Raw genomic sequence first — 26391 nt, 5'->3', positions numbered from 1 at the left:
TCTATGACACACACGAAAATTATGCGTGCCGCGCTACTGGCCGGCGTGTTGGCCGCCGGGCTGACCGGCTGCAAGGGCGGGTTGTTCGGCGGCGGCGACGAAAAGGCCACGCCCACAATCGGCAATCGCATGCCGATCCTCTCCCGCATTGAAAGCGGTGCCGAAGTCGACCCGGCACTCGCCGGGATCAGCGTGGTGCTGCCGCCCGCACGCCCCAATGCCGAATGGGCGCAGGCCGGCGGTTCAGCCAGCAAATCCTATGGCCACCTTGCCTTGGCTGAAAACCCCACCAAGCTGTGGACCGCGCAGGTTGCCGGATCGACCAACCGCATGCGCCTTGCCGCATCGCCCGTGATCGGCGGCAACATGCTGTTTGCCGAAGGCACGGACGGCGTCATTGTCGCTTTCGACAAGACCACCGGCGCCAAGCTGTGGACCCGTGACGATGGCGAGATGACCAAGGATCAGGCGCCCTCGGCCTTTGGCGGCGGGGTCAGCTACGAAGCGGGCAAGCTTTACGCCACCAACGGCATTGGTGATGTGAAGGCGCTGAATGCCGAGACGGGCGAGGTGCTGTGGAAGGTCAAGCCCGCAGGCCCCTTGCGCGGATCGCCGACGATTGCCTTTGGCCAGTTGTTCGTGATGACGCAGGACAATCAGCTGATCTCGCTCAACATCGCGGATGGATCGCTGGTGTGGGATGAAAGCGGATCGAACACCCAGTCGGGTGTGTTCGGTGTCGCGGCCCCGTCCGCCGGGCAAGGCACGATCGTGGCAGGCTATTCCAGCGGCGAGCTGTCGGCCTACCGCTATGAAAACGGCCGGACGCTGTGGTCAGACGCGCTGGCGCGCACCAATATCTCGACCACGGTGGGTACCATCACCGATATCGACGCCGATCCGATCATCGATTCGGGCCGGGTCTATGCGCTGGGGCAGGGCGGCCGTATGGCGGCCTATGAACTGGTCACCGGCCAGCGGATCTGGGAATTGAACCTTGCGGGCATTTCCACCCCGGCGATTGCGGGTGAATGGATTTTTACGCTGACCGATGATGCGCGCCTGCTCGCCATTGCCCGGTCATCGGGGCGGGTGCGCTGGATCACCCAGCTTGAACGCTACAAGGATGAAGAAGACAAAAAGGGCCCGATCTTCTGGACCGGCCCGGTGCTGGCAGGCGGCCAGCTGTGGATCGCCAGTTCGGAAGGTGAAATGTGGAAGGTGAGCGCGGCGGAAGGTTCGGCCAGCCTGTTTGCCGATATCGGCCAACCGGTCAGTCTGCCGCCAGTGGTGGCGAACGGGCACCTTTACCTGTTGGATGACAGCGGCACGATCCACGCCTGGAAGTAGTTTCCAACCGGGGTTTGGCGCAGGGTGGGGCCCAGGCCCGTCCGGATACCTGCCAGACCCGGTTTTGACCGCCCCGATGCGGGTTTTGACGCGTTTTGACGGGTTTTGGCGGGCCGTTAACCCTTGTGCTGTAAGGCGCATGGGTCATGACTGCTGCGTCTTTGCCCTCTCCAACCCCGCGCTTCGCACGGCCGCCGGGCTTGCCGGTGAGCGATGTGTCGTCCGGGGTCGGGCTGGTCGGGCTGGCGGGGCTGATCCTATGGATTGCCTTCTGCCGGTCCTACCCTGAAATCGCCGGCGTGCTGGGGATCGGCGGGGCGCTGGGGGGCGAACGCGGGGTGCTGTCGGGGCCCTATGCGGCGCTGGCTGCGATGGTGTTTACTGCCCTCCCGATGGCTGCATGGTCCCTGCTGGTTGACAAGGTCCACCTGCGCCCTTCAACCGGGATCGAATGGTCGCTGAAGCGATCGCTGGCCGAAACCCTGCCGGTGTCGGTGGTGAAACTGTGCGGCTTGTGGGCGACATGGGCCGGGCTGGCGGCATTTTACGGGTTGGCGCGGTGGTATTGGGGCGGCAATTACCTGTTTGCGATGGAGGTGCTGACCTTCGCGCTTCTGCCGCTGGTAATCCTTTCGGTTCCTTACGTTATCTGGCTTGATCGTTATCTGGTAGAGCCGCGCGATGCGACCTTCCAGTTTGGCGCTTTCATGCTCGGCGGCGGTGTGATCGGGCGCGAGCAATGGGATGGCGCGACGATCGCCAAGCACTGGCGGGCCTGGGCGATCAAGGGCTTTTTCGGCGCCTTCATGATCTCGATCCTGCCGCCGGGCTTTGCGCAGATTGTCGAGAGCAATCCGGAGCAACTGATTGGCCGGCCTGTCGAATTCGTGATGTTGCTGGTGACGCTATTGTTCGTGATCGATGTGCAGATCGGCACCGTCGGTTATCTTTTGACGCTGCGGCCGCTCGATTCGCATATCCGCTCGGGCAATCCCCTGCTGGCAGGCTGGCTGGCAGCCTTGCTGTGCTATCCCCCGTTTGTGTGGGGGATTATCGGGCCGGGCAATTCGGTTCTGAGCTATGAATTCGATACGCCGGGCTGGGCGCACTGGTTTGCCGGGAACGATGCTTTGCTGTGGGCGTGGGGCGGGGTTCTGCTGTTTCTGACAGGCATTTACGCCTGGGCGACGGTGGCGTTCGGCATCCGCTTTTCCAACCTGACCTATCGCGGGGTGCTGACCCACGGGCCCTATCGCTTCACCCGCCACCCGGCCTATCTGTCGAAAAACCTGTTCTGGTGGGCGAGCGTTCTGCCTTTCATGGTCACCAATGGATCACTGGTAGAGGCCACCCGTAACTGCGTTTTCTTGCTGGTGGTCAACGCAATATATTACTGGCGCGCACGGACCGAGGAGGCGCATTTGCTCGCCGAAGATCCCAAATACCGGGAATATCATGCGTGGATGGAGCAGCACGGGCTCATCACCGCGCCGCTGGCGCGGGTGAAGCGGATGCTGACCGGCAACCCGCCGCCCCGCCACGAAGAGCCGCAGCCCTTCCCGGCGGAGTAGGATTACATCACCGGCAATCCTTCGTCGGTGTGAAACTTGATCGCTTCCACCACCTGAAAATCGAGCCCCGCAATCGCCGCGCCGAATGCTGCCATATGCGGGGTGGCGAAATGCGCGGTCAGCGCTGCATCGTTCTGCCACTTTTCGACGATGTGGATCACCGAAGGGTCAAGCACATCCTGCGTGAAAGCATAGGCGATGCAGCCTTCCTCGGCATTGGAGGCGGCCACCATGTCGGCAATCGCCGCCCGTGCCGGTTCCAGTGCGCCCGCGCCGACGTGCGCCTTGGCTAATACGATCAGCATCTTGGCCTCCCCTGTTCAGAAGGATTGTTCGTAGACGCGGGTGATATCCCCGTTCCACTCGCCGTGATAGGCATCAAGCAGCCGCTGGGCGGGAACCTTGCCACTGGCGACGATCTCGTCGAGGGTTTCGAGGTAGCCGGTCTCGTTGTCACCGCTGGCATTGAGCCGCGCGCGCGCCTTCAGCCCTGAATGCGCGATCTTCAGCACCTCGCGCCCCAGGTCCTGCAAAGTGCCGCCATTCGGGGAACGCGTGGCCAGCGCAAGGCGCGGCACTTCGCCCCGCAGCCGTTCGCGTTCTTTCATCGACCAGCCCTTGACCAGATCCCATGCCGCATCAAGGGCTTGCTGGTCATAGAGCAGACCCACCCAGAAGGCGGGCAGCGCGCAAATCCGGTTCCACGGTCCGCCATCGGCACCGCGCATTTCGAGGAAGCTTTTCAGGCGCACTTCGGGAAAAGCCGTTGACAGGTGATCCCACCAGTCGCTCTGGGTCGGACGCTCGCCGGGCAGAACGGACAGCTTGCCATCGAGAAAATCGCGGAACGAAAGGCCCGCGGCATCGATATACTTGCCGTCGCGGAAAACGAAATACATCGGCACATCAAGCATGTACCGCGCCCAGCGTTCGTAACCGAAGCCGTCTTCGAACACGAAGGGCAGCATTCCGGTGCGTAGCCGATCGGTGTCCGACCAGATGTGCGAACGGTACGACAAGAACCCGTTGGGCTTGCCTTCGGTGAAGGGCGAATTGGCAAACAGCGCGGTCGCCAGCGGTTGCAGCGCGAGGCCGACGCGGAACTTCTTCACCATGTCCGCTTCGGACTGGTAATCGAGATTGACCTGAATGGTGCAGGTCCGCAGCATCATGTCGAGGCCCATGGTGCCGACGCGTGGCATGTGGCGCAGCATGATGTCATAGCGCCCCTTGGGCATGATCGGCAGTTCGGCGCGGGTCTTGTCGGGCCACATGCCAAGGCCGAGGTAGCCCACGCCGCATTTCTCGCCGACCTGTTTGACCTGCGCCAAGTGCCGCCCGGTTTCCGCGCAGGTCTGGTGCAGGTTTTCGAGCGGCGCGCCCGATAATTCCAGTTGGCCCGCCGGTTCAAGGCTGACCGCGCCATCCTCGCCCTTCAGGGCGATGACATTGCCGCCCTCTTCAACCGGTGCCCAGCCGAATTGCTCCAATCCGCCGAGCAGATCGCGTATCCCGCATGGCTCATCGTAAGTCGGGGCACGGTGGTCCGCGTGCTTATAGACCAGCTTTTCATGTTCGGTGCCGATACGCCAGCGTTCGGGCGGCTTTTCGCCCTTGGCCATCGGTTCGATCAGTTGGTCGAGGCTTTCGATCACCGGATCGTCGGCAGTGGCAGCTTCGCGTGTGCTCATCGGTTTGAGGCCCTCATTGGCCGGTGGCTTTAGAAAACCCAATTGCCGCTGGGAAGCGAAAACGCCTTTCCAGCAACGAAGCCGCTCTACCAGTCGCCGGCGGTGGCCATCCACGCGGCAAGAGCGGCGATTGCCGCAGTCTCGCCCCGCAGAATGCGCGGGCCAAGCGTGATCGGGCGGGCGGCCGGGTGCGCGCGGATCGCAGCACGCTCGGCCTCGTCGAAGCCGCCCTCGGGGCCGGTGAGGATACCCGCAGGCCCTTGATGCTGGGCAAAGGAATGCGCGGCGGGTTCGCCCCCGTTCTCATCGGCGAAGAACAGGGCACGGGTTTCGGGCCAATTGGCCAGCACCGCATCGAGCTTCAGCGGCTCGGCTATTTGCGGCAGCGCGGTGCGGGCGCATTGCTCGGCCGCCTCGGTGGTGATCGTTCGGGCGCGGTCCATGTTGAGCTTGTCGGCAACGCAGCGGCGGGTCAGCACCGGCTGGATGCGCGACGCGCCGAGCTCGGTCGCCTTTTCGAGGATCAGATCGTAGCGGTCCTTCTTGAGCAGCGCCGGGCAGAGCCACAGATCGGGCACCGCTTCGCGCGCGCGCAGGCGTTCGGCCACTTCCAGCATCACATCGCGTTTGCCGACATCGCTGACCCGCGCGGCCCATTCTCCCGTTACATCATCGCACAGGATCACGACGTCGCCCGGCCCTGCACGCATCACACGGGCGAGGTAATGCGCCGGATTGCCCTCGATCCGCACGGCGGCGCCAGCGTGCAGTTCTTCGGCGACAAACAGGCGCGGAGCGCTCTTCGGCGGCCAGGATGGGGTTGCGGGCATGGCTTTGCACTAGGCGCTGCGGGCGCTAGAGCGCAAGCAATGACCGAACAGATCGTCCCTGACAGCGAGCATCGTGGTATCGTGGCCCGCCTGCCGCAGCTTCCGCGTGATCTGGCGTTGCTGGCGCGGTTCGATCGGCCGATTGGCTGGTGGCTGCTCTTCTGGCCTTGTGTTTTCGGCGTGTGGCTGGCGGGGGCGGGACCTCAATTTGCGCTGCTCGGCTGGTTGCTGCTGGGCAGCATTGCAATGCGCGGGGCAGGGTGCGTTTATAATGATATCGTTGATGCCGATCTTGACCGGCAGGTCGCGCGCACGGCCTTGCGCCCGGTAGCAAGCGGCCGGGTGTCAAAGCGCGCAGCGTGGGCGTGGCTGCTGGCGCTGTGTCTGGTCGGCCTGATCGTGCTGCTGCAATTGCGCTGGCAGGCGCAGGTGGTTGCGATTGGCAGCCTGGCTCTTGTCGCGGCCTATCCGTTCATGAAGCGCATCACCTGGTGGCCGCAGGCGTGGCTGGGCATGGTGTTCAACTGGGGGCTGCTGGTCGGCTGGACGGAGCTGCGGTTCGACAATTGGGCGGCGCTGGCGGCGGTCTATGCCGGGTGCATCGCCTGGGTGATCGGCTACGACACGATCTATGCCCTGCAGGACCGCGAGGATGATGCCATGGTCGGCATCCGGTCATCCGCTTTGGCGATGGGGGCGCGGGTGCAGGGGGGTATTGCGGGCTTCTACGCCGCGTCGGTCGGCCTGTGGGGCCTGGGCTTCTGGCTGTACCGGCCTGATCCGCTGGTATGTCTGGCGCTGGTGCCCGTGACGGGGCATCTGGCGTGGCAGGTGGCGACGCTCGACGTGGCTGACCCCGACAATCCGCTGGCCCGTTTCCGCTCGAACCGCTGGGCGGGCGCGCTGATGGCGGCGGCGTGCTTTGTGGTCGGCAACGCGGGCGCCTGACGGGCGATGTGCAATCTTTACCGCATGACGAAGAACGCCGCTGAGGTTGCGGCGTGGTTCGATGCGGAGGTTGGGGCTGAGGGCGCCAATTTCGCCGAGGAGGTCTATCCCGGCTATCCCGGTCTGGTGGTGGCCAACGGCGCGGCAAGGGCGATGACATGGGGCTTTCCGCTGGTGCTGAAAGGCGCAAAGGGCCAACCGCTCAAGCCCAGGCCGGTCAACAACGCCCGGGCCGACAAGCTGGAGACCGTCTTCTGGCGTGATGCCTTCGCGCAGCGCCGCTGTCTTATCCCGCTGACCGCATGGGCCGAGGCGCAAGGGCCGAAGGGGCGAATGACCCGCACATGGCTGTCGCTACCCGATGCGCCGCTGGTCGCTGCTGCGGGCGTGTGGCGGCACTCTGATACGTGGGGGGATTGCTATTCCATGGTGATGACCGACAGCGTCGGTACTGATGCCGCCCCGGTGCATGAACGCATGCCGGTGCTGCTGCACCCCGCGGACCACGCGCGCTGGACGGGCGGAACACGGCAAGAGGCGCTCAGCCTGTGCCGGGGATGGGCGAGCCCGCTGGCGATCGACCGCACCGATCAGCCGTGGGCCAAGGGTGCGGCCCACCAACCGGGACTGCTTTAGGCGTAACTGACCATTTCGAACTCGATCCCGTCCCAATCGAAGAAATAGAACCGCTTGCCGGGCGCATAATCGGCGTGATTGAAGGGTTCGAGCCCGGCCTCGCGAACCACCGCTTCGGCGGCGTCCAGATCATCGACCACCAGCCCGACATGGTTGAGCGGTGCGCCCTTGGCAAAACGGTCCACCGCTGTACCCTTGGTGTAGACCGCGATGTAATCGGCCTCGCCCCCGACATGGATCGTCTCCCCGCCCATTTGCGAAGGGCCGCGCCAGCGGATGTGCCAGCCCATCAGTTGCTCCAGCAGCGCGGCGCTGCGGGCGATGTCGCTGACGGTGATGTTGATGTGTTCAAGACGGCCGCTCGGCATGGTGTGTCCTTTCGTTCAAGGTGATCAAACACCCGCTGGGGAGGGTGCGAATCGATGACTTTGCCCATCTTGCAGTCTCAACCTAAATTGAGATCAAGGTCTTTTGAGACAGCCCTTGCCCGCCCGGAGCCACCAATGCCCTCACCACGCCTGAAACCATCCGATCTGCTCACCATCGGAGAAATCGCGCGCCGCACGGGCCTCAGCGTTTCCGCGATCCGCTTTTACGAGGACAAGCGCCTGATCGAACCGGTGCGCACGGGCGGCAACCAGCGGCGCTTTTTGCGATCGGACATCCGCCGTTTGAGCTTTATCCTGATTGCCCAGCGGCTTGGCCTGACCCTTGGCGAGATTGAGGATGAACTGGCCAAACTGCCCCAGGGCCGCACGCCGACCGCGGGTGACTGGGAAGCGATCAGCGCCGCGATCCGCCTGCGGCTGGATGAACGTATTGCCGAGCTGACCCGCACGCGTGACCGCCTTGATGGCTGCATCGGCTGCGGCTGCCTCAGTCTTGCTCATTGCGCGATCTGGAACCCGCAAGATCAGCTTGGCCAACAAGGCCCCGGTGCTCGCAAACTTATCGCCTGACCTGCCTGCCAGCCGTCTGGCAGCCATCTGCATCCGACGAACGGCATCATGGTCGATCAGTCACGTGTATTAATCCACCAATACGGCTTTATCCCGGCGGTTCTTGCGGTAGAATAAGGGTTGGAAATTCAGGGGATCATCATGCTCGAACTCAGCAGCGTCAGTCACGTCTATCCCAATGGCACCCATGCGCTTGATGATGTGACGCTGACGATCCCGAAGGGAATGTTCGGGCTGCTTGGTCCCAATGGCGCGGGCAAATCGACCCTGATGCGCACCATCGCCACCCTGCAAGCCCCCACGCAGGGCAGCATCCGGTTCGGCGATATTGATGTGCTGGCAGAGCCTGACCGGCTGCGCCGCACGCTCGGTTATCTGCCGCAGGACTTTGGCGTGTACCCGCGCGTTTCGGCGCAGGTGATGCTGGATCACATGGCAGTGCTCAAGGGCGTGTCAGACAAGGGTGAGCGCAAGGCGATGGTCGAACACCTGCTGGGCCAGACCAACCTGTGGAACGTGCGCGGCAAGGCGATTGCGGGCTTTTCGGGCGGGATGCGCCAGCGCTTCGGCATTGCGCAGGCGCTTGTTGGCGAACCTGAACTTATCATCGTCGACGAACCGACGGCGGGGCTTGATCCCGAAGAACGCAACCGGTTCCTCAACCTGCTGGCCGGGATTGGCGAGAATGTGGTGGTGATCCTGTCGACCCATATCGTCGATGATGTGGCGGACCTGTGCCCGCGCATGGCGGTGCTGGCAGGGGGCAAGCTGCGGCTGGAAGGCGCGCCGCATGATCTGATCGCCTCGACCCGCGGGCGGGTGTGGCAGAAGACCGTGCCGCATACCCAACTGACCGAGATGCAAGCACAGCACGAGGTTATTTCGCACCGCTTCTTTGCCGGTGATATCGTCGTGCATGTGCTGGCCGACAGTCAGCCCGAAGGCTTTGCCCCGGTCGCCGGCGGGCTGGAGGATGTGTATTTCGCCACGCTGGCCGAAACCCGCCGCGCGCCTGCCATGCAAACCGCATAAGGGGCGCCCACCATGCTCATCGCCAGCATTGCAGCGTTTGAAATCCGCTATCAGCTGCGCAATCCCGTGTTCTGGGTTTCGGCGCTGATCTTTCTGCTGATCGGCTTTGGCCTGTCCGCCAGCGATAATGTCAGCTTCGGGACGCCGGGCGCGGTGCACGAAAACTCGCCCTATGCGGTTACCTTTGCGCTGGGGTTGCTGGCGACGTTCTACCTGTTCGTCATTACCTCGTTTGTTGCCAATGCGGTGGTGCGCGATGATGTGACCGGCTTTGGCCCGATGATCCGCGCGACCCCGGTGGGGCGCATCCAGTTTCTGGCCGGGCGCTTTCTTGGCGGGCTTGTCATCGCGATCATCGGCTACCTGGCTGTGCCGCTGGGCATAGCGCTGGGCGCGGCGATGCCGTGGGTTGACCCCGAAACCGTGGGGCCGGGCGGGTTCATGACCTACGCCTGGCCGTTCCTTGTGATCGCGCTTCCCAACCTGATCCTGTCTTCCGCGCTGTTGTTTAGTCTGGCGACGGTCACGCGTTCGATGCTGGCGAGCTACATCGGTGTGCTGGCGCTGGTGATGGGGTATCTGACCGTCAACGTGATCCTGTCGGCCGATCCCAGCTATCAGGATGTAATCGCCCGCTACGAACCGCTCGGCATCGGAGCGGTGGCCGAGGTATCGCGCTATTGGACAGCGGCAGAGATGAACACCCGGCTGCTGCCGCTGGAAGGCAATTTGCTGTTCAACCGGCTGTTTGTGCTGGGCCTGTCGGCGCTGTTTCTGGGTTTTGCCGCTGCGCGCTTCAGCATGACCGAGCGCGCGCCTTCGGCTATGCGCCAGCGGCGGCTGGCCAGGCAGGCGGCAAAGGCCGCCAAGGCCGCAAGCGTGCCGCCGCGCGTCCTCACCGCGCCGGTGCAGCGCAGCTTTGGGGCGGGCCACACGCTTGCCACCTTCTGGCTGCGCCTGAAGACAGAAGTGCTGCTGGTGCTGAAAAGCCCCGGCCTGATCGTGCTGCTGCTGATTGCGCTGGCGTTCAGTGCGCTCAACCTCGTTTTTTCCGAGACGATGTTCGGCACGCCGTCCTATCCGCTCACCGCCGATGTGATCGTCACCGTGATCGGCAACATGTTCGTGTTCAGCCTGATCGTGGCGGTGTTCTATGGCGGCGAGCTGGTTTGGCGCGAACGCGATGTGAAAATCGGCGAGATCATCGACGCCACACCGGTTCCCGCCTGGGCGATGTTCGTGCCCAAGATCCTCGCGGTTTTCGTCGTGCTGCTGGCCATGGCCCTGACCGGCATGGCGACCGGGGTCGTCTATCAGCTCGCCAAGGGCGCGCCGAGCATTGATCTGGGCCTGTATCTTGTCGGCTTTGTGCTGCCGCAAAGCATCGATCTGTTGCTGCTGGCGGTGCTGGCGGTGTTCTTCCAGGTGCTCAGCCCCAACAAATATGTCGGCTGGGGGCTGTTTCTGGTGTGGTTCGTGGCGCGGATCTTCATGTCCAACCTTGGCTACACCAACATGCTCTACAACTTCGGCGGCACCCCGACCGAACTGCTGAGCGATATGAACGGCGCGGGCGATTTCTGGATCGGCGGGCTGATTGCGCGGGCCTATTGGCTGTGTTTCGGTGTGCTGCTGCTGGTGCTGGCGCATTGGGCCTGGCCGCGCGGCACGGTGGCGGCGGTGTGGCCGCGTCTGAAGGGGATGGGCAAGCGCGTCACCCCTGCGTCGGCCGGACTTGCGCTGGCAGCCGTTGCCGGGATGATCGGCACCGGCCTTGTGATCCACCACAATATCAAGGTGCTCAACACCTACCGCACCGCTGATGAGCGCGAAGCGCGGCTGGCGGCTTACGAACGCAAATATCTCAAATATGAAAATCTGCCGCGTCCGGTGGTGACCGATGTCGTCTTCGACGTCGCGATTTTCCCGGAGGAAAAGCGGATGGAGGTGACGGGCCACTATCTGTTGCGCAATGACAGCCCCGTGCCCATTACCGAGGTGCATGTGCGCCAGGGCGAGGAGGCGGCTGAATATTCGCGGCTGACGCTGGCCGGGGCGAAACTGGTGACCGATGACACCGTTTTCGGCCACCGGATTTTCCGCTTTGCGCGCCCGCTGGCGCCGGGCGCGACGACCCGGCTGGACTTTGCCTCGCGCCTGTGGCCGCGCGGCTTTGCCAACCGCAGCGCCGCAACGGACATTGTGGCGAACGGCACTTTTGTGAACAATTTCAATTTCGCGCCGTTGATCGGGATGGACCGGCGCGGCCTGCTGTTCGACCGGACCGAACGGCGGCGCCAAGGCCTGCCGGACGAGCTGCGCACCGCGAGGCTCGAAGACACCCGAGCGCAGCGCGAAAACTATATCCGCGCCGATTGGGTCAATTCGCGCATCACCATCAGCACATCGGCCGATCAGGTGCCGGTTGCGCCGGGGAACAAGATTTCTGACGAGGTGAAGGGCGGCCGCCGCGTCGCGGTGTTCCAGTCCCCTGCGCCGATCCTCAACTTCTTCTCGGTGCAATCAGCGCGCTATGTGGTCGCCGAAGAACAGGTCGGCCCGGTGCGGCTCAGCGTTTATCACGATGCCAAGCACGCCTGGAACGTGCCGGGGATGCTGAAGGCGATGAAGACCAGCCTTGGCTATTACCAGCGCAATTTCGGTCCCTACCAATTCGGCTATGCGCGGATCATCGAATTTCCGGGCTACCAGAGCTTTGCGCAGGCTTTTGCCGGCACCATGCCCTATTCCGAAAGCATCGGCTTTGCCGCTGACGTGCGCGATCCGGAAACGATCGATTACGTGTCCTACGTCACCGCGCATGAAGTCGCGCACCAGTATTGGGCGCACCAGATTGTCGGCGGGGACATGCAAGGGTCGACCTTGCTGTCGGAAACGCTTGCGCAATACAGCGCGCTGATGGTGATGAAGGAGCTGTATGGCGAGGACAAAATCCGCCGTTTCCTGAAGTTCGAGCTCGACCGGTATCTGGCGGGCCGCAAGGGCGATGTGCTGGAGGAACAACCGTTGATCCGGGTCGAGAACCAGCAGCATATCCATTACAACAAGGGCTCGCTTGCGATGTACCTGCTCCAGCACCGGCTGGGCGAGGATGCGGTGAACCGCGCGCTGGCGCGGTTGGTGGCGACCTACAAGTTCAAGCCCGCGCCGTACCCGCGCAGCCTCGATCTGATTGCAGAGCTGCGCAAGGAAGCGAGCACGCCCGAAGATCAGGCGCTGATCACAGACTTGTTCGAGAAGATCACGATCTATGATCTGAAGGCCAAGGAGGCGGTCACCCGGAAACTTGCGGGCGGCACGTGGGCCACGCGCATCACCATCGAAGCGGGCAAGTTCACCGCCGATGGGAAGGGCACAGAAACGCCTGCGCGGCTGGCCGAAAGCATCGAAGTCGGCGTGTTCACCGAAAGGCCCGGCACGGGCGCCTTTGCTAAAGCCAATGTCCTGTCGATGAAGCGAATGCCGGTGCGCAGCGGTACTCAGGTGATCGAAGTGGTGACCAAGGCCAAGCCGACATTTGCCGGGATTGATCCGTACAACTTCTACATCGACCGCGATTCGGACGACAATCTGGTGCCAGTGACCTAGCCGCGTGACTTAGAGGGGTGACTTAGCCCTCCGGCCCCAGCTGCGGATCAAGATCGCGGGGGCGGGCGAAGTGGACCAGTTCAGCGCAGTAGCGTTTGAGATCGGCCCAGTGTTCGATATCGCATTCGAGCACGGCGTAGGCGGCGGTCGGGAACTTCACCACCGCTTCCTTGAACAGCGCGTTTTCCTTGCCCGGGGCGACCAGTTCCAGCAGCACGTCCTGCAGGCCGGGGTTGTGGCCGGAAATCAGGATGGTCTTGGCCTCATCCGCGCCGGTGCCGGCATGGGCCTCGATCGTTTCGACGATGGTGTCGAAGCTCGCGAGGTAGAGCCGCTGGTCATAGATCGGCGCGGCATCAGGCAGCGCGTGTTCCAGTGTCAGCTTCACCCGCACAGCGGGGCTGGCGATCAGCCGGTCCCACTTGACCCCGTGGTCGCGGATATGCTTGCCAATCAATTCCGCGCCCTTGCGCCCGCGCGCGTTGAGCCCGCGGTCGAAATCGCGCTGGGCGGTATCGTCCCAATCGGATTTGGCGTGGCGCAGAAGGCCGAGGATTTTCATGGCAGCATAGCACCTTGCGCTGGGGAGGAGACGTCGGGGCTTCCTGCGCCCCCAACACCAGCGCGCACGCGTTGTAAAGCCTGATCGAGCGTTACGCGCAGCACCGGAGTGCCGGGCGGGAAGGCGCTGAGCAGGCGGGACGGGAAGGCGGGCGACAGCATGATGAAATGCCCCGCATCATCCTTGCTGCGGATCAGCCGCCCGAAGGCCTGCGCCAGCTTGGCGCGGATGATGCGGTCGTCGTACTGGCTGCCGCCGCCTGCCAGCCGCCGCGCCTTGTGCAGGATATCGGGGCGCGGCCAGGGCACCTGTTCCAGCACCACGCAGCGCAGCGAATGGCCGGGAACGTCCACGCCGTCGCGCAGCGCATCGGTGCCGATCAGGCTGGCGTGCGGATCATCGCGGAAGATGTCCACCAGCGTACCGGTGTCGATCGGGTCGACATGCTGGGCATAGACGGGAAGGCCCGCGCGCGCCAATCGGTCGGCAATGCGCCCATGCACCGCGCGCAAGCGGCGGATCGCGGTAAACAGTCCGAGCACACCGCCGCCCGATGCCTCGATAATGCGGGCATAGGCCCCGGCCAGCGCGGGCAGATCGCCCTTGGCAATGTCGGTGACGATCAGCACTTCGGCCCGGCCTGCATAATCGAAGGGGCTGATCGCAGCCGACAGCAAGGGCGCGACCTCGACATGGGCCGCGCCCGAACGCTGGATGGCGCTGGCCCACACATCATCGCTTGATGTGCGGTCCGTGAGGGTCGCGCTGGTCAGCATCACGCCATGCGCCGGTTCCAGCACCACGCGGGCAAAGGGCTTCATCGGGTCGAGCCAGCGGCGGTGGATCGCCACATCAAATTCGCGCGCGTCGGAGCGGTCGACCGCGAGCCAGTCGACAAAATCGGGGTCAGCCGGCCCGCCCAGCCGCGCCAGCAGCGCTTCCCATGCGGCCAGCAGATCGATCCGCCATGCTAGCGCGAACCGCGCGCCTTCGATCCGGGCGCGGCCTTGGGCGTCGAGCCAGTCGGGCGGATCGGCCAGAATCGCCTCCAGCCGCCCGCCGAGCCGGATCAGCGGCACCCGGATGCTGGCGAGCGCTTCGGCGGCATTGCTGGCGGCCTCGATCACGTCGCCCGGCAGGCCCGCCGCCTCGGTCTCGATCCCGTAGCCTGCATCAATCCCGCCGCTTTCGTCGCGCGCATAGGTGGCGGTGCGTACGGCCGCGAGCAGCGCTTCGACCGGGCCGAAGGGCGCGTTCTCGCCAAGCCGCTGGAGCCAGCCGTCCGACGGGAGCAATTGGCCCGCCTTGCAGGCTGCGGCGATGGCCTCGGCCCCCGCATCGTCATAGCTGGCGATGTCCGCCAGCCGCGCCGACAGCCCGCGCCGGCGGCCGCGCGATTCCTTTTCCGGCCCCATGATCCAGCGCCTGAGTTCGATGGTTTCCTGCCCGGACAGAGTGGCGGCAAAGGTCGAATCCGCCGCGTCAAAGACATGGTGCCCTTCGTCGAAGATCAACCGCGTCGGGCGCTGGTTCGGGTCGCGGGCGCGGGCGGCGTTGACCATGACGAGGGCATGGTTGGCGATGACGAGATCGGCCTGCGCACTGTCGCGCGCGGCGCGTTCGATGAAGCATTTGCGGTAATGCGGGCACCCGGCATAAATGCACTCGCCGCGCTGATCGGTAAGCGCGGCGATCCCCCGCTTCCTGAACAGCGTGCCAAGCCAGCCGGGCAGATCCCCGCCTACCATGTCGCCGTCGCGCGTGTAAGCGCCCCAGCGCGCGACCAGCTGTGCCAATATCGCCGCGCGCCCGGCGAACCCGCCTTGCAGCGCGTCTTCCAGATTGAGCAGGCAGAGGTAATTCTCGCGGCCCTTGCGCACCACCACCGGCGGCGAGCCATCGGCGCGCTTGGCAGGCCACGCCCGGCGGCTTTCGCTGCGCAATTGCCGTTGCAGGTTCTTGGTGAAGGTCGACACCCACACCGTCCCGCCCGATTGTTCGGCCCATAACGAAGCCGGGGCGAGGTAGCCCAGCGTCTTGCCGATCCCCGTGCCCGCCTGCGCCAGCGCCAGATGCGGGCGCCCTTCGCGCAGCCGCGGGGCAAAGATGCGCGCGGCGTCCTTGGCATAGGCGCGCTGGCCGTCACGCTGCTCCGCCCCTGCGCCGGTCAGCCGCGCCAGCTGCGCCTCGACCGCCGGGTCGGTGAGTTCGACCTGGCGCGGGGCCGGGCGTTCGCCCGTTTCCTCCCACTCGGGCAGCTTGGCGAACAGCCAGCGTTCGGCGCGGTCGGGCTTGGCGATGTGGGCCCGCAGCACCTGCGCCCAGGGCCAGCGCAGGCGTTCCAGCGATTGCACCGCGCTCCACGCGCCCTCCCGCTCGGGCCATGCAGGATCGCCGCAGGCCGCGATCAAGGCGCCCGCCGCACGTTGCAGCATCTCGGGCACAGCAGCATCGCTGTCCGGCACCGGCAGGCCCAGCGCCTCGGCCAGCCCGCGCGGGGTCGGCACGCAGAAGCGGGCGGGGTGGATGAAGGCGAAGGCTTCCAGCAGGTCGAGGCCTGACAGATCGGGATAGCCCAACCGGCTCGCCACCAGCGGGGCGTTCAGCATCAGCACCGGCGTATCGGCGGCGGCCATGATCGCATCGCCCTTGGACACCGCGTTGGTGCGCCCGTCCGCCGCACGCAGCCAGTGGCCGCCGTGGCTGGCGTGCAGCGCGGGAAGGGGCAGGGGATCGGGCAGGGTGTCAGGGGACGTCACGCCGCGAAGATGGGGGAGGGCGCCGCGATTGTAAACGCACGCTTGCAAGCCTGCCCACCATCCCTAATAGCCGCCACACTATGACCATCACTCGTGAAGCCCTTATCGCCGCAGCGCAAACCTCCAAGGCATGGCCGTTTCAGGAGGCGCAGCGCCTCGCCAAGCGCTATCCGGACGGCAAGCCCGGCGGTGTGCTGTTTGAAACCGGCTACGGCCCATCGGGCCTGCCGCATATCGGCACCTTCCAGGAAGTGCTGCGCACCACGTTGGTCCGGCGCGCCTATGAGGCGCTGACGGGCGGCGCGGCGACCCGGCTGGTGGCGTTTTCGGACGATCTGGATGGCCTGCGCAAGGTGCCGGACAATGTGCCGAACCGCGAAATGCTGGCGCAGCATCTGGGCAAGCCCTTGTCGCGTATCCCCGACCCCTTTGAAAAGTTTGAAAGCTTCGCCGCGCACAACAATGCGATGCTGCGCGACTTCCTCGATCGCTTCGGGTTCGAATATGAATTCGTCAGCTCGTCCGATTGCTACAATGGCGGGAAGTTTGATGAGGCGCTGAAGGGCGTGCTCGCCAATTTTGGCGCGATCCTCGACATCATGCTGCCCACCTTGGGCGAGGAACGCCGCCGCACCTATTCGCCCGTCATGCCGATTTCGCCGACCACGGGCGCGGTGTTGCAGGTGCCGGTCGAGGTGGTGGACGCCGCCGCCGGGATTATCCGTTTCACTGATGAAGACGGCAGCGCCGTCGAACAATCCGCACTGGGCGGCATGGCCAAGTGCCAGTGGAAGGTCGACTGGGCGATGCGCTGGGTGGCGCTCGGCGTCGATTACGAGATGTACGGCAAGGACCTGACCGATAGCGGCATCCAGTCGGGCAAGATCGCCCGCGTGCTCGGCGGGACCAAGCCCGAAGGCCTGATCTACGAGCTGTTCCTCGATGGGAAGGGCGAGAAGATCTCCAAGTCCAAGGGCAATGGCCTGTCGATCGAGGAATGGCTGCAATATGGCAGTGAGGAAAGCCTCGGCCATTACATCTTCGCCAATCCCAAGAGCGCCAAGCAATTGCACGCCGGCGTGATCCCCAAGGCGGTGGACGATTACTGGCAGTTCCGCAGCGCTTTGCCGCAGCAGGACATCGACAAGCAGCTGGGCAACCCGGTGTGGCACTTGCTGCGCGCGAACCAGTCTTTCGCCGGTGCGGAAGCGCCCGGCGCGGGCGATACGCTGCCGGTGCCCTTCAGCCTGCTCTTGAACCTCGTCGGCGTGCTCGGCGCAGGCGCCACGCGGGAGGCGGTGTGGTCCTACCTTGGCAATTATGTCGAAGGTGCCGATCCGGCGGCGCACCCGGCGCTCGATGCGCTGGTAGGCAAGGCGCTCGCCTATAACCGCGATTTCGTGGCCCCGACGCTGGCCAAGCGCGCGCCTGTGGGCGGCGAGGTGGGGGCTTTGCAAGCGCTCGACGCTGCGCTGGCCGAGGCGGACCCGGCCACCAGCGCGGAAGACCTCCAGACCATCGTCTATGAAATCGGCAAGATCGAGGAATTCGGCTTCGGATCCTTACGTGACTGGTTCAAGGCGCTCTACGAAACCCTGCTCGGCTCCGAACAGGGCCCGCGCATGGGCAGCTTCATCGCGCTCTATGGCATTGCGCCCACCCGCGCGCTGATTGCCGAAGCGTTGGCGAAAGCGTAGGACATGGCATGACCCGGCAAGCCGATCCCCGCAAGCTTGCTCGCGACCTGCTGGGCCGCGACTTCGATGATCTTGAAGCGGACGAACAGCGCGTGCTCAGGCGCGTGGCGGCAGGCAGCTTTACCGGGCGCGATGCGGATGAACTGGCGCAGGGGCAGGCAAGCCGGGGCGATTTGCTGGCCGACCGCGTGGCAGCAGTGGGCGGCAGCTGGGGCTTTATCATCGGGTTCGGCGTGGTGCTGATGATCTGGGTGGTGCTGAACAGCGGCGCGCTGGAAATGCTGGGATGGCGGCCGTTCGATGCCTATCCGTTCATTTTCCTGAATCTCATGCTGTCGATGCTGGCGGCGGTGCAGGCCCCGATCATCCTGATGAGCCAGAACCGGCAGGCGCGAAAGGACCGGATTACCGCGCGCCACGATTACGAAGTGAACCTGCGCACGCAGATGGAAATCCTGCGCCTGTCGCACCGGATCGAAACGCTGGCGCAGGCCGCCCGTGCCGAACGCCGGGAAGCCGGCACAGCCCCAATCCCGGGCCAGCCCGAGGCCTGAGCGCGGCTCCCTATCGCCATTCGCGCGTGCGATACCACTTGGTAATGATGTATTTGGCGCCCTTCTCCACCGGCAATCCGGCATGGATTGTTGCCTCGTTGGGGCGGCCATCGGGCAGGGCGTTGTTCCACAGCAGGAGCACGCCGGGCTTGGGTTCGATCTGGATGCCGAGCGCGGTAAAGGCAGTCGCGCCGCCCGCTTCGACCGTGTTGAGGTACGCCATGGCGGTCCAAGAACGCTGCCCGCCGCGCAGCCGTTCTTGCGGCCAATAGCCTTCGGATGTGTAGAACCAGTCGTTATGCGGCTTGAACTGTTGACCGGGCCAGTACCGCTGACCCTGCACCGGTTCGCCGAAGCTTGCATCCAGCCCCAGCACCGCATCGATCCGCGCCGAGATCGCCGTCACCAACGTCCCGCGCGGATCAAGATCGCTGGAATAGGAGGTGCGATAGCCGCTGGCGTAGTCAAGTTCGTGCAACGCCGAGGGCCGCGCGGCGGCATCGATCAAGTCGCACAGCTGCAAGCATTCCTCGCCGGAAACAAACCCGCCGATCGCAAACAATTCGGCCCCGTCGGCAGGAATGCGATGGACCTGCGGCGCTGCGGCAAGCCGCGCACGCACGGCTGCGCCGACCTTTGCCAGCGCGTCCTGATCGGGGACAGGGTCATGGGACATCGCACGCCTGCCCTACCAACCCGCGATCCTCATGCAAGTTCAGCTATCAGAGCCAAACGAAAAACCCCCGCCGGATTGCTCCGGCGGGGTTCAGTGCGACTTGGGGGAGGCTTACCAGAAGAAGCCGTGGATCACGTCTACGACTTCGCCGGTGTAGATATCGACAAGCGCGACATCGTCATAATACCGGACCCATTGGTAAGGTCCGTAGGCTGGCGGCAGGCGGTACTGCCAGGGGTCATTGATGAAGAACCGCGGCTGGAAGAACAGGCTGTCGAGATAGAACCCGACGTCCACCCGGCTGTACCGGTGACTGCGGAATGGCGCGTAATAGGCACCGGGCCGGAACAGGAACTGGTTGCTGCGCCGCCACCCATTCCAGTCGTAGCGCCGGTCACCCCGCCAACCATTGTTCCAGCGCCGGAAATCGCGGTTATCCCAGCCCGGACGGCCGTTCCAGCCGTGGCGCCAGTCATCGCGCCGCCAGCTGCGCCGGTCGCCCCGCCAGTCATCCCTGCGATCGCCGCGCCAGTCATCACGACGCCCATCGCGGGCAAGATCGCGCACGTTCGATCCGAAACCGCCGCGGCGACCATCGATGCGGTCGGCCCGCCGATCGCCGCGATCCTCGATGCGATCCGCGCGCCGGTTCCCGCGGTTTTCAATCCGGTCAGCGCGGATATCACCGCGTCGCTCGACCCGGTCGGCAAGACGGTCGGTGCGCCGGTCGACCCGGTCCGCTGCGATCTCCCGGCCGCGCTGGTCAAGCCGGTCTGCCCGGATATCGCCGCGCCGTTCAATGCGGTTGGCCTGCCGTTCGCTCCGGCGGTCAACGACCGCGGCGCGCTGTTCGCTGCGGCGGTCGACCCGGTCTGCGCGCTGTTCGCTGCGCTGATCTATCCGCTGTGCGCGCTGCGCCGCCTGAGCCCGCGCCACCACATCGCCGCCGAACCCGCCGCGCGCGGCAGGCTGCTGTCTGGCAGTCGCCCGTGGCTGGGCAACAGGACGCGGCTGGGCGATGCGCTCCGGGCGCGGCTGTGACACCCTTTCGTTCTGCACCCGAACCGGGCCGGGCCGATTTTGCGCGCGGATTTGCTGGCGTTCGATCCGGGCCTGCGAGCGGGCTTCGGATCGGACGTTCGGATTGTCCTGCGCCATCGCAGGCGCGGCAGGCAGGGTCAGGGCAAGGGCCGCCGCCAGCGCCGCGAGCGATCCGCCCGACTTTGCAAAGGGTACGAAGAAGGTCATCATTGGTAGGGCCTCCAAGAACGCCAGCCCACCACAACCGGCTTGTTGAGATGATTTCAGATAGGCCTTGCAGACTGTCGCAGGGATGAACCGGCCTATCGATGTTCAGAAAAAATGGGTCGGATATGAATATTTCTCGCGATGCTTGACGCCGGTGGCTGCCGCGACAATGGCGCAAGGCATGTTCGAAACGCTCGACGATGTTCTCACCGATTGCCGCAATCGCCTGATTCGCGCGCCGCGTGACCGCAAATCACCGTTCCACACCCCAGTGATTGTGACCGGCGATATTGATGCGCGGGTGATGGTGCTGCGTGCGTTCGACAGCGCCGCATGGCGGCTGCGGCTCCATACCGACGTCCGCGCGCCCAAAGCTGCCGCAATCGCTGCCGATCCGCGCGCCGCGGTGCTGTTTTACGACAAGGGCGCGAAAATCCAGATCCGCACGCGCGGGCACGCTGAGATCATCACACGCGGCAGTGAAGTTGATGCGGCTTGGGCCGCAGGCACCAATTTTGCGCGGCGATGCTATCTTGGCGATGGGCCGGGAACGCCGTCCGAGAACCCGACCTCAGGCCTTCCGCCTGAGTTTGAAGGGGTAGAGCCGGATGATGCGCAATTGATCCCGGCGCGCGAAAACTTCGCCTTGCTGCGAATTACGCTGACCGCGTTTGATTGGCTGTATCTCGCCCATACCGGCCACGTGCGCGCGCAGTTCGCCCGCAGCACAGCGGATGCTGCGTGGGAGGGGCGCTGGGTATCGCCCTGAGGCGCAGTGCCGGTTCCTTGCAATTATGCTGCTGACGCGGCCGGCATGATGGACGGTATCGGCGCCGGGGCTGGCAGAAGCATGATTTCCTCGATCTCGCTGGCGGGAACGATGTGGTCAGCGCCTTTGGCCACCGCTGCATCCAGTGCGCGCCGCGCGCGGCGCACCAAGGTATCGCCGGTTTCGCCAAAGCGTTCGGCTGCAACCCCGAAGCTCGCCGTCAGATGGGCCTGACCGCCGAGTTGCGGCAAGTTCAGACGGGCGAGCGTGCGGCGCAAGCGGTCGGCAATGCGAACAGCGGTGCGTTCGTCCGCGCCGGGCAGGACAATCGTGAAGGCCTCGCCCCCGGCAAGTGTCATCCGGTCGCCGTGTCGCAGGCCGGCGCGCATCACGGCGATCACGTGTTCGCGGACTTCGTCGCTGGTCTCAACGCTCCAGATCGTGCGCAGCGCTGCCAGCTGGTCGATCCGCCCCTCCAGCACGGCGTGGCTGGCACCGCGCCCAAGGCCGCCCCGCAGTCCCAGACTGACCGCCGGGCCTCGCCCCGCGCCCTGTCTCGCCTTGCGCTGCGGATCAAACCGCCGGATTGTCTGACTGCGCCCCGTCCATGCGCCAAGCAAAGCAAAGCTGGCACACAGCAGCCCTGCCACCTCAAGCGGCAATTCAATCCCTGTCATCACGCCCCAATGTCCTTATGCGACTTATCTTGTCGCTGAGGAGAATGACGTAAGTCTGATTAAGGCGCAGTTAAACTGAAATTTACGCTAATCGCAGCGGGAAAAGCCAAGCCTTGCCAACGCTCCGGTTAGCGCGTCAGTTTTTTGTAGGCGAGGCGTGTCGGACGATCCGCTGCATCGCCAAGACGGCGGCGCTTGTCTTCCTCGTAAGCTTCGAAGTTGCCTTCGAACCATTCGACATGGCTGTTGCCTTCAAAGGCGAGGATGTGGGTGGCGAGGCGATCGAGGAAGAAGCGGTCGTGGCTGATGACCACGGCGCAGCCGGCGAAGTTTTCAATCGCGTCTTCCAGTGCGGCCAGCGTTTCCACGTCGAGATCGTTGGTCGGCTCGTCCAGCAGCAGCACGTTGCCGCCCTGCTTCAGCATCTTGGCCATGTGGACGCGGTTGCGTTCCCCGCCCGAAAGCTTGCCGACGTTCTTCTGCTGGTCAGCGCCCTTGAAGTTGAACGCGCCCACGTAAGCGCGGGTCGAGGTTTCCTGCTTGTTGACGGTCATGTAATCCAGCCCGTCGCTGATTTCCTGCCACACATTGTTGGCCGGGTTCAGGTGATCGCGGCTCTGGTCGACATAGCCGAGATGCACGGTGCTGCCGATTTCGATCGTGCCGCTGTCGGGCTGTTCCTTGCCGGTCAGGATCTTGAACAGTGTGGACTTGCCCGCGCCGTTCGGTCCGATCACGCCGACGATGCCGCCGGGCGGCAGCATGAAGCTGAGGTTTTCGAACAAGAGCTTGTCGCCGTAAGCCTTGGTGATGTTCTTGGCTTCGATCACTTTGCCGCCAAGGCGCTCGGGCACCTGAATGACGATTTGCGCCTTGCCCACCTGACGGCTGTCCTGCGCGTTCTGGAGTTCTTCAAACTTGCGGATACGCGCCTTGGATTTGGTCTGGCGTGCGGCGGGGGTCTGCCGGATCCATTCGAGTTCGCGTTGCAGCGCCTTCTGCTTGCCGGATTCCTCGCGGCTTTCCTGCTCCAGACGCTTGGCCTTCTTTTCGAGGTAGGTCGAATAGTTGCCTTCGTAGGGGTAGTACGAACCACGGTCGAGTTCGAGGATCCATTCCACCACGTTATCAAGGAAATAACGGTCGTGGGTGATCATCAGCACCGCGCCGGCATATTCCTTCAGATGGTTTTCCAGCCACTGGACGGATTCTGCATCGAGGTGGTTGGTGGGTTCGTCCAGCAGCAGGATCGAAGGCTTCTGGATCAGCAGACGGGTCAGCGCGACGCGGCGCTTTTCGCCGCCAGACAGACTTTCCACCGCCCAGTCACCCGGCGGGCAGCGAAGCGCTTCCATCGCGACTTCAAGCTGGTTGTCGAGCGTCCAGCCGTCGACCGCGTCGATCTTGTCCTGAAGCTCGCCCATCTCTGCGCCGAGCACTTCAAAGTCGGCATCGGGCTCGCACATCAGGGCGCTGATTTCGTTGAAGCGGTCGACCATGTCGGCGATCCCGCGCGCGCCATCCTTGACGTTTTCGAGCACGGTCTTGCTGTTGTCGAGCTCCGGCTCCTGCTCAAGATAGCCGACGGTGATGTTCTCGCCCGGCCACGCTTCGCCGGTAAAATCCTTGTCGATCCCGGCCATGATCTTGATCAGGGTCGATTTGCCCGCGCCGTTGGGGCCGACGATGCCGATCTTGGCACCCTGATAGAACTGCAGCGAAATGTTGCTCAGCACCGGTTTCTGGGCACCGGGGAAGCTCTTGGTCATGCCCTTCATGACATAGGCGTATTGCGCGGCCATCGGATTGGTCCTTGTAGGATCGAAAATTCAGGTGTGTAGTTTGGCTGCGCAGATAGGGAAGGGGATGGCTGAGGGCAAGCGGCTAGACTTGCGCGAGGGACAGCGATAGCACCGCGTCCCATGACCCGCACCCTTGCCGCGCTGCTTGCGCTTTCGCTGACCGTCCCCGCTGCTGCCACGCCTCCGCCGCTGACGCTGGAGCAGCAGGCAGAAGATGCTTTGGCCAATGACACGAATGCCTATGCCTTTGTCGAAGGGCTGACCACCGAAGTCGGCCCGCGTCAGGCAGGCACTGAGGCCGAGGCACGCGGACGGGCTTGGGCAGCGGCGTGGCTGAAGGCCAAGGGCTTTGCGAAAGTCGCGGACGAGCCGTTCATGATGGACACCTGGGTGCCCGGCGACATCGCCCGTGCCCGCGTGACCGCGCCTTTCGCGCAGGATCTGGCCGTGCTGCCGCTGGGCAATTCTGCGGCGACGCCTGTGGGCGGGATCGAGGCCGAAGTGGTGTTTTTCCGCACCGTCGACGATCTGCGCGCTGCGCCCGAGGGTAGCCTGAAAGGCAAGATCGCCTATATCAGCCACCAGATGCGCCCGGCGCAGGATGGCTCGCATTACGGCTTTGCTGGCCCTGCCCGCTGGGTCGGGGCAGGGATCGCAGCCAGTAAAGGCGCCATCGCTACCGTTATCAAATCGATCGGCACCGACCACCACCGTAACCCGCATACCGGCGGGACCAGCTTTCCCGAGGGCGTCACGCCGACCCCTGCGGGCGCGCTCAGCCTGCCTGATGCTGAAAACCTCGAACGGATGTTCGCGCGGGCAAACGGGCGTCCGATCACGCTCAAGCTTGAACTGAACCCGCGCCGGATCGGCCAAATGCAAAGCGGCAATGTGGTGGGCGAGATCACCGGGCGCGATCCGTCGCTCCCGCCGGTGCTGCTGGCCTGCCACATCGACAGTTGGTGGAACGCGCCGGGCGCCTTCGATGATGGTGCGGGATGTGCCATCATTGCAGCCGCGGCGTTGAAGGTGAAGCAGGCGGGCCAACCCTTGCGCACCGTCCGCGTGCTGATGGCGGGCGCTGAGGAGGTCGGGCTGTTCGGCTCAGCCGCCTACAGCAAGGCGCATATCGACGAACCCATTGCGGTTGGCCTGGAAAGCGATTTCGGCGCGGACCGGATCTGGCGGTTTGAAAGCAATTTCCGCGAAACCAATCCCGACCTGCACAAGCGCCTTGCTGCCGCCGTGGCGCGGTTCGGCGTTTCGAGCGGCACTGATGCCGCCACCGGCGGCGCCGATCTCAACATCGTCCGCGACCAGAAGGGCGCGCTCATCGACTTGCAGCAGGACGGCACCCGCTATTTCGATCTGCACCACACGCCTGACGACACGCTCGACAAGATCGACCCGGCGCAATTGCGCCAGAACGTCGCGGTCTGGACGATGGTCACCGGCATTCTTGCGAACGAGGCCAATCCGATCCTGACCGGTGGAGTGGTCCCCTCTGCGCCCAAGATCATGGGAAGCAACTAGCCGCCTCGCTTAGGCGCAAGATCAGGCCGCGCGGTTCAGAAAGGCATCCAGCACCCGCCCGCCTGCTGCGCCGCGTCCGCTCACGGTAAACTGCGACAAGGCATTGTTGAGCAAGCCCGCCTCGCGCGTCAGCGAGGTTGCAGCAGCGGTGCACTGTTCGGCCATCGCGGCGTTCTGCTGGGTTGACCGGTCCAACTCGCCCACCACAGTGGTGATCTGCGAGAGGTTTTCCGCCTGGAGCGCAGCCGAACCTGCAATTGTCTGGATCGCGCCAGAAAGGGCGGTGATGTCGCGGTTGATGGCGGCGAAGGCCTCGCCGCTCCGGCCGACCAGATCGACCCCGCGGCTGACCTGTGTCGAACTGGCCGAAATCAATGCCTTCACTTCATCGGCGGCTTCTGCGCAGCGCTGGGCCAGCGCGCGCACCTCGTTGGCGACCACGGCAAAACCCTTGCCTGCCTCTCCGGCGCGTGCGGCTTCAACCCCGGCGTTGAGCGCGAGCAGGTTGGTCTGGAAGGAGATCGATTCAATGACGGCGATGATCGAGTTGATTTCCTGCGAAGAGCTTTCGATCTGCTGCATCGCGCCCACGGCTTCCGCCACGATCTTGGCACCATCTTGCGCCCGCGCGCTGGTTTCGGAAATGGTGCCGCGCGCGCTGGCGCTGGTTGAAGCGCTGTCCTGCACGCTGGCATTGATCGAATTGATGGCCGCTGCGGTTTCTTCAAGGTTGGCGGCCTGTTCTTCGGTGCGCCGGGACAAGTCGTCAGCGGCCGAACGGATTTCGGTCGCCCCGCTGGTCATGGAATCCATGCCCGTGACCACATTGCCGAGCGTTTCGCTGAGCACGCCAAGCGCCGCGTTGAAATCATCCTCGACCTGGCGATATTCCTGCGGGAAGCCATCAAGGCGGGTGGTCAGATCACCGGCCGCAACCTGACGCAGGGCGGTGCCCAGCTTATCGCTAACGATCGTGCGCACCTGTTCTTCCGAGTTCTTGAAATAGCCCGACAGCGCCAGGTCAATATCAAGCAGCGAGACCTTTACCAAGGTCGCGACCTGGCGTGCCTGCGCCCGCCGCCACGGCAGCAGGCCGAGCCAGCCCGGCGCGATGATCGCGGTAATCAACTCGTCAAGCACCATGCCATAGGCGCCGACATACCATTTCGGCTCCAGCCCGATGCGGGCATGAACATCACCGATCCGCGTGGCGCGCTGGTAGAAACGATCATCGACCCCGTCGCGGAACACGGCTTGCCAATGTTCGGCCTGCATCCCCTTGGCCCGGGCCATCTGCTGCGGGCTTTCAAAATGGGCAGACAGCTCGCGGCGCTGCGAAATCACGCGGTAAAACCCATCGAGCGCGGTATCCAGCCGCCGCTTGAGCGCGCGGCCGATGCCGTTCAAGGTACCATGCTGGATCGTGTCGAGCCCGTAATCTTCAAGCCGTTCTTGCAGTTGGTCTCGCGACATGCGGCTGCTCCTTAA

The 26391-nt window shown here is 64.4% G+C and carries 22 protein-coding genes; 11 read left to right on the top strand and 11 right to left on the bottom strand.

Translation table 11 applies throughout. From position 1 onward, the window contains the following. Nucleotides 1–3 precede the first annotated feature (3 nt). Nucleotides 4–1350, top strand: coding sequence for a PQQ-binding-like beta-propeller repeat protein (locus C0V72_RS00590; RefSeq protein ID WP_101791265.1), 1347 nt, complete (start codon nt 4–6; stop codon nt 1348–1350). Nucleotides 1351–1496: 146 nt separating this feature from the next. Continuing rightward, complete coding sequence (locus C0V72_RS00585; RefSeq protein ID WP_101791264.1) at nt 1497–2921, top strand: DUF1295 domain-containing protein; 1425 nt, start codon at nt 1497–1499, stop codon at nt 2919–2921. A 2-nt stretch (nt 2922–2923) separates the two neighbouring features. Here the strand turns inward: C0V72_RS00585 and C0V72_RS00580 are convergent, their stop codons facing one another. The 3 genes from C0V72_RS00580 to C0V72_RS00570 all read right to left on the bottom strand — a co-directional run bounded on the left by C0V72_RS00580 (nt 2924) and on the right by C0V72_RS00570 (nt 5442). Beyond that, nucleotides 2924–3226 carry a putative quinol monooxygenase gene (locus tag C0V72_RS00580; protein WP_101791263.1) on the bottom strand — a complete coding sequence of 101 codons (303 nt, stop codon included), beginning with the start codon at nt 3224–3226 and terminating at the stop codon, nt 2924–2926. A gap of 15 nt (nt 3227–3241) precedes the next feature. Next, nucleotides 3242–4612, bottom strand: coding sequence for a glutamate--cysteine ligase (locus C0V72_RS00575; RefSeq protein ID WP_101791262.1), 1371 nt, complete (start codon nt 4610–4612; stop codon nt 3242–3244). A gap of 86 nt (nt 4613–4698) precedes the next feature. Then, the gene (locus C0V72_RS00570) at nt 4699–5442 is read right to left on the bottom strand and encodes a 16S rRNA (uracil(1498)-N(3))-methyltransferase (RefSeq protein WP_101791261.1); all 744 of its coding nucleotides are present in this window, start codon (nt 5440–5442) and stop codon (nt 4699–4701) included. Nucleotides 5443–5481: 39 nt separating this feature from the next. Here C0V72_RS00570 and ubiA point away from each other — a divergent pair, with 39 nt between their 5' ends. Beyond that, nucleotides 5482–6390 carry a 4-hydroxybenzoate octaprenyltransferase gene (gene ubiA, locus C0V72_RS00565; RefSeq protein ID WP_101791260.1) on the top strand — a complete coding sequence of 303 codons (909 nt, stop codon included), beginning with the start codon at nt 5482–5484 and terminating at the stop codon, nt 6388–6390. A 6-nt stretch (nt 6391–6396) separates the two neighbouring features. Beyond that, the gene (locus C0V72_RS00560) at nt 6397–7026 is read left to right on the top strand and encodes an SOS response-associated peptidase (protein ID WP_101791259.1); all 630 of its coding nucleotides are present in this window, start codon (nt 6397–6399) and stop codon (nt 7024–7026) included. Here the strand turns inward: C0V72_RS00560 and C0V72_RS00555 are convergent. After that, a complete protein-coding gene (locus tag C0V72_RS00555; protein ID WP_101791258.1) occupies nt 7023–7394 on the bottom strand; it encodes a VOC family protein in 372 nt (123 codons plus the stop codon). The genes C0V72_RS00560 and C0V72_RS00555 overlap by 4 nt on opposite strands. A 135-nt stretch (nt 7395–7529) precedes the next feature. Between C0V72_RS00555 and soxR the strand changes: the two genes are divergently transcribed. From soxR to C0V72_RS00540, 3 genes are all read left to right on the top strand, one after another. Further along, entirely contained in the window at nt 7530–7985 is a 456-nt protein-coding gene (soxR, locus tag C0V72_RS00550; protein WP_143704494.1) for a redox-sensitive transcriptional activator SoxR, read from the top strand. 141 nt (nt 7986–8126) lie between these two features. Continuing rightward, nucleotides 8127–9017, top strand: coding sequence for an ABC transporter ATP-binding protein (locus tag C0V72_RS00545; protein WP_101791357.1), 891 nt, complete (start codon nt 8127–8129; stop codon nt 9015–9017). A gap of 12 nt (nt 9018–9029) precedes the next feature. Further along, entirely contained in the window at nt 9030–12626 is a 3597-nt protein-coding gene (locus C0V72_RS00540) for an ABC transporter permease/M1 family aminopeptidase (protein WP_101791257.1), read from the top strand. A 22-nt stretch (nt 12627–12648) separates the two neighbouring features. On the opposite strand, the gene C0V72_RS00535 is transcribed toward C0V72_RS00540, so the two are convergent. Beyond that, nucleotides 12649–13188 (bottom strand): SixA phosphatase family protein, encoded by a 540-nt coding sequence (locus C0V72_RS00535; RefSeq protein WP_101791256.1) that lies wholly within the window; start codon nt 13186–13188, stop codon nt 12649–12651. After that, nucleotides 13185–15824: an ATP-dependent DNA helicase gene (locus C0V72_RS00530; protein WP_233999718.1), complete on the bottom strand. Its 2640-nt coding sequence runs from the start codon at nt 15822–15824 to the stop codon at nt 13185–13187. Before C0V72_RS00530 ends, C0V72_RS00535 begins: the two co-directional genes overlap by 4 nt. 203 nt (nt 15825–16027) lie before the next feature. Here C0V72_RS00530 and C0V72_RS00525 point away from each other — a divergent pair, with 203 nt between their 5' ends. Together C0V72_RS00525 and C0V72_RS00520 are read left to right on the top strand one after the other, a co-directional pair. Beyond that, complete coding sequence (locus C0V72_RS00525; RefSeq protein ID WP_442792538.1) at nt 16028–17644, top strand: lysine--tRNA ligase; 1617 nt, start codon at nt 16028–16030, stop codon at nt 17642–17644. A gap of 8 nt (nt 17645–17652) precedes the next feature. Continuing rightward, a complete protein-coding gene (locus C0V72_RS00520) occupies nt 17653–18198 on the top strand; it encodes a DUF1003 domain-containing protein (protein ID WP_101791255.1) in 546 nt (181 codons plus the stop codon). 10 nt (nt 18199–18208) lie between these two features. On the opposite strand, the gene C0V72_RS00515 is transcribed toward C0V72_RS00520, so the two are convergent. Further along, nucleotides 18209–18874, bottom strand: a complete 666-nt coding sequence (locus tag C0V72_RS00515) for a prolyl hydroxylase family protein (protein WP_101791254.1) — start codon at nt 18872–18874, stop codon at nt 18209–18211. Between the two features lie 111 nt (nt 18875–18985). Beyond that, complete coding sequence (locus C0V72_RS16505) at nt 18986–20122, bottom strand: RcnB family protein (protein ID WP_233999708.1); 1137 nt, start codon at nt 20120–20122, stop codon at nt 18986–18988. A 181-nt stretch (nt 20123–20303) separates the two neighbouring features. Here C0V72_RS16505 and C0V72_RS00505 point away from each other — a divergent pair, with 181 nt between their 5' ends. Then, nucleotides 20304–20891, top strand: a complete 588-nt coding sequence (locus C0V72_RS00505; RefSeq protein ID WP_101791353.1) for a pyridoxamine 5'-phosphate oxidase family protein — start codon at nt 20304–20306, stop codon at nt 20889–20891. Nucleotides 20892–20914: 23 nt separating this feature from the next. Here the strand turns inward: C0V72_RS00505 and C0V72_RS00500 are convergent, their stop codons facing one another. Both C0V72_RS00500 and ettA read right to left on the bottom strand, forming a co-directional pair. After that, complete coding sequence (locus C0V72_RS00500; RefSeq protein WP_101791253.1) at nt 20915–21568, bottom strand: GGDEF domain-containing protein; 654 nt, start codon at nt 21566–21568, stop codon at nt 20915–20917. Nucleotides 21569–21696: 128 nt separating this feature from the next. Then, a complete protein-coding gene (ettA, locus tag C0V72_RS00495) occupies nt 21697–23370 on the bottom strand; it encodes an energy-dependent translational throttle protein EttA (protein ID WP_101791252.1) in 1674 nt (557 codons plus the stop codon). Between the two features lie 120 nt (nt 23371–23490). Between ettA and C0V72_RS00490 the strand changes: the two genes are divergently transcribed. Continuing rightward, nucleotides 23491–24903 carry a M20/M25/M40 family metallo-hydrolase gene (locus tag C0V72_RS00490; protein ID WP_101791251.1) on the top strand — a complete coding sequence of 471 codons (1413 nt, stop codon included), beginning with the start codon at nt 23491–23493 and terminating at the stop codon, nt 24901–24903. 21 nt (nt 24904–24924) lie between these two features. Here C0V72_RS00490 and C0V72_RS00485 read toward each other — a convergent pair whose 3' ends face one another. Then, nucleotides 24925–26376, bottom strand: a complete 1452-nt coding sequence (locus C0V72_RS00485; RefSeq protein WP_101791250.1) for a globin-coupled sensor protein — start codon at nt 26374–26376, stop codon at nt 24925–24927. Nucleotides 26377–26391: the final 15 nt, after the last annotated feature.

This window comes from Porphyrobacter sp. TH134 (assembly GCF_002855495.1).
In the GTDB taxonomy this organism is placed as follows: domain Bacteria; phylum Pseudomonadota; class Alphaproteobacteria; order Sphingomonadales; family Sphingomonadaceae; genus Erythrobacter.
Note: the sequence above shows the minus strand (reverse complement) of the source record. Positions and strands in the feature narration are given on the sequence as shown.

Coding starts and splice junctions, on each gene's coding strand:
- C0V72_RS00590 (WP_101791265.1), top strand. CDS start 4: ATGACACACACGAAAATTATGCGTGCCGCGCTACTGGCCGGCGTGTTG.
- C0V72_RS00585 (WP_101791264.1), top strand. CDS start 1,497: ATGACTGCTGCGTCTTTGCCCTCTCCAACCCCGCGCTTCGCACGGCCG.
- C0V72_RS00580 (WP_101791263.1), bottom strand. CDS start 3,226: ATGCTGATCGTATTAGCCAAGGCGCACGTCGGCGCGGGCGCACTGGAA.
- C0V72_RS00575 (WP_101791262.1), bottom strand. CDS start 4,612: ATGAGCACACGCGAAGCTGCCACTGCCGACGATCCGGTGATCGAAAGC.
- C0V72_RS00570 (WP_101791261.1), bottom strand. CDS start 5,442: ATGCCCGCAACCCCATCCTGGCCGCCGAAGAGCGCTCCGCGCCTGTTT.
- ubiA (WP_101791260.1), top strand. CDS start 5,482: ATGACCGAACAGATCGTCCCTGACAGCGAGCATCGTGGTATCGTGGCC.
- C0V72_RS00560 (WP_101791259.1), top strand. CDS start 6,397: ATGTGCAATCTTTACCGCATGACGAAGAACGCCGCTGAGGTTGCGGCG.
- C0V72_RS00555 (WP_101791258.1), bottom strand. CDS start 7,394: ATGCCGAGCGGCCGTCTTGAACACATCAACATCACCGTCAGCGACATC.
- soxR (WP_143704494.1), top strand. CDS start 7,530: ATGCCCTCACCACGCCTGAAACCATCCGATCTGCTCACCATCGGAGAA.
- C0V72_RS00545 (WP_101791357.1), top strand. CDS start 8,127: ATGCTCGAACTCAGCAGCGTCAGTCACGTCTATCCCAATGGCACCCAT.
- C0V72_RS00540 (WP_101791257.1), top strand. CDS start 9,030: ATGCTCATCGCCAGCATTGCAGCGTTTGAAATCCGCTATCAGCTGCGC.
- C0V72_RS00535 (WP_101791256.1), bottom strand. CDS start 13,188: ATGAAAATCCTCGGCCTTCTGCGCCACGCCAAATCCGATTGGGACGAT.
- C0V72_RS00530 (WP_233999718.1), bottom strand. CDS start 15,824: ATGGCCGCCGCCGATACGCCGGTGCTGATGCTGAACGCCCCGCTGGTG.
- C0V72_RS00525 (WP_442792538.1), top strand. CDS start 16,028: ATGACCATCACTCGTGAAGCCCTTATCGCCGCAGCGCAAACCTCCAAG.
- C0V72_RS00520 (WP_101791255.1), top strand. CDS start 17,653: ATGACCCGGCAAGCCGATCCCCGCAAGCTTGCTCGCGACCTGCTGGGC.
- C0V72_RS00515 (WP_101791254.1), bottom strand. CDS start 18,874: ATGTCCCATGACCCTGTCCCCGATCAGGACGCGCTGGCAAAGGTCGGC.
- C0V72_RS16505 (WP_233999708.1), bottom strand. CDS start 20,122: ATGACCTTCTTCGTACCCTTTGCAAAGTCGGGCGGATCGCTCGCGGCG.
- C0V72_RS00505 (WP_101791353.1), top strand. CDS start 20,304: ATGTTCGAAACGCTCGACGATGTTCTCACCGATTGCCGCAATCGCCTG.
- C0V72_RS00500 (WP_101791253.1), bottom strand. CDS start 21,568: ATGACAGGGATTGAATTGCCGCTTGAGGTGGCAGGGCTGCTGTGTGCC.
- ettA (WP_101791252.1), bottom strand. CDS start 23,370: ATGGCCGCGCAATACGCCTATGTCATGAAGGGCATGACCAAGAGCTTC.
- C0V72_RS00490 (WP_101791251.1), top strand. CDS start 23,491: ATGACCCGCACCCTTGCCGCGCTGCTTGCGCTTTCGCTGACCGTCCCC.
- C0V72_RS00485 (WP_101791250.1), bottom strand. CDS start 26,376: ATGTCGCGAGACCAACTGCAAGAACGGCTTGAAGATTACGGGCTCGAC.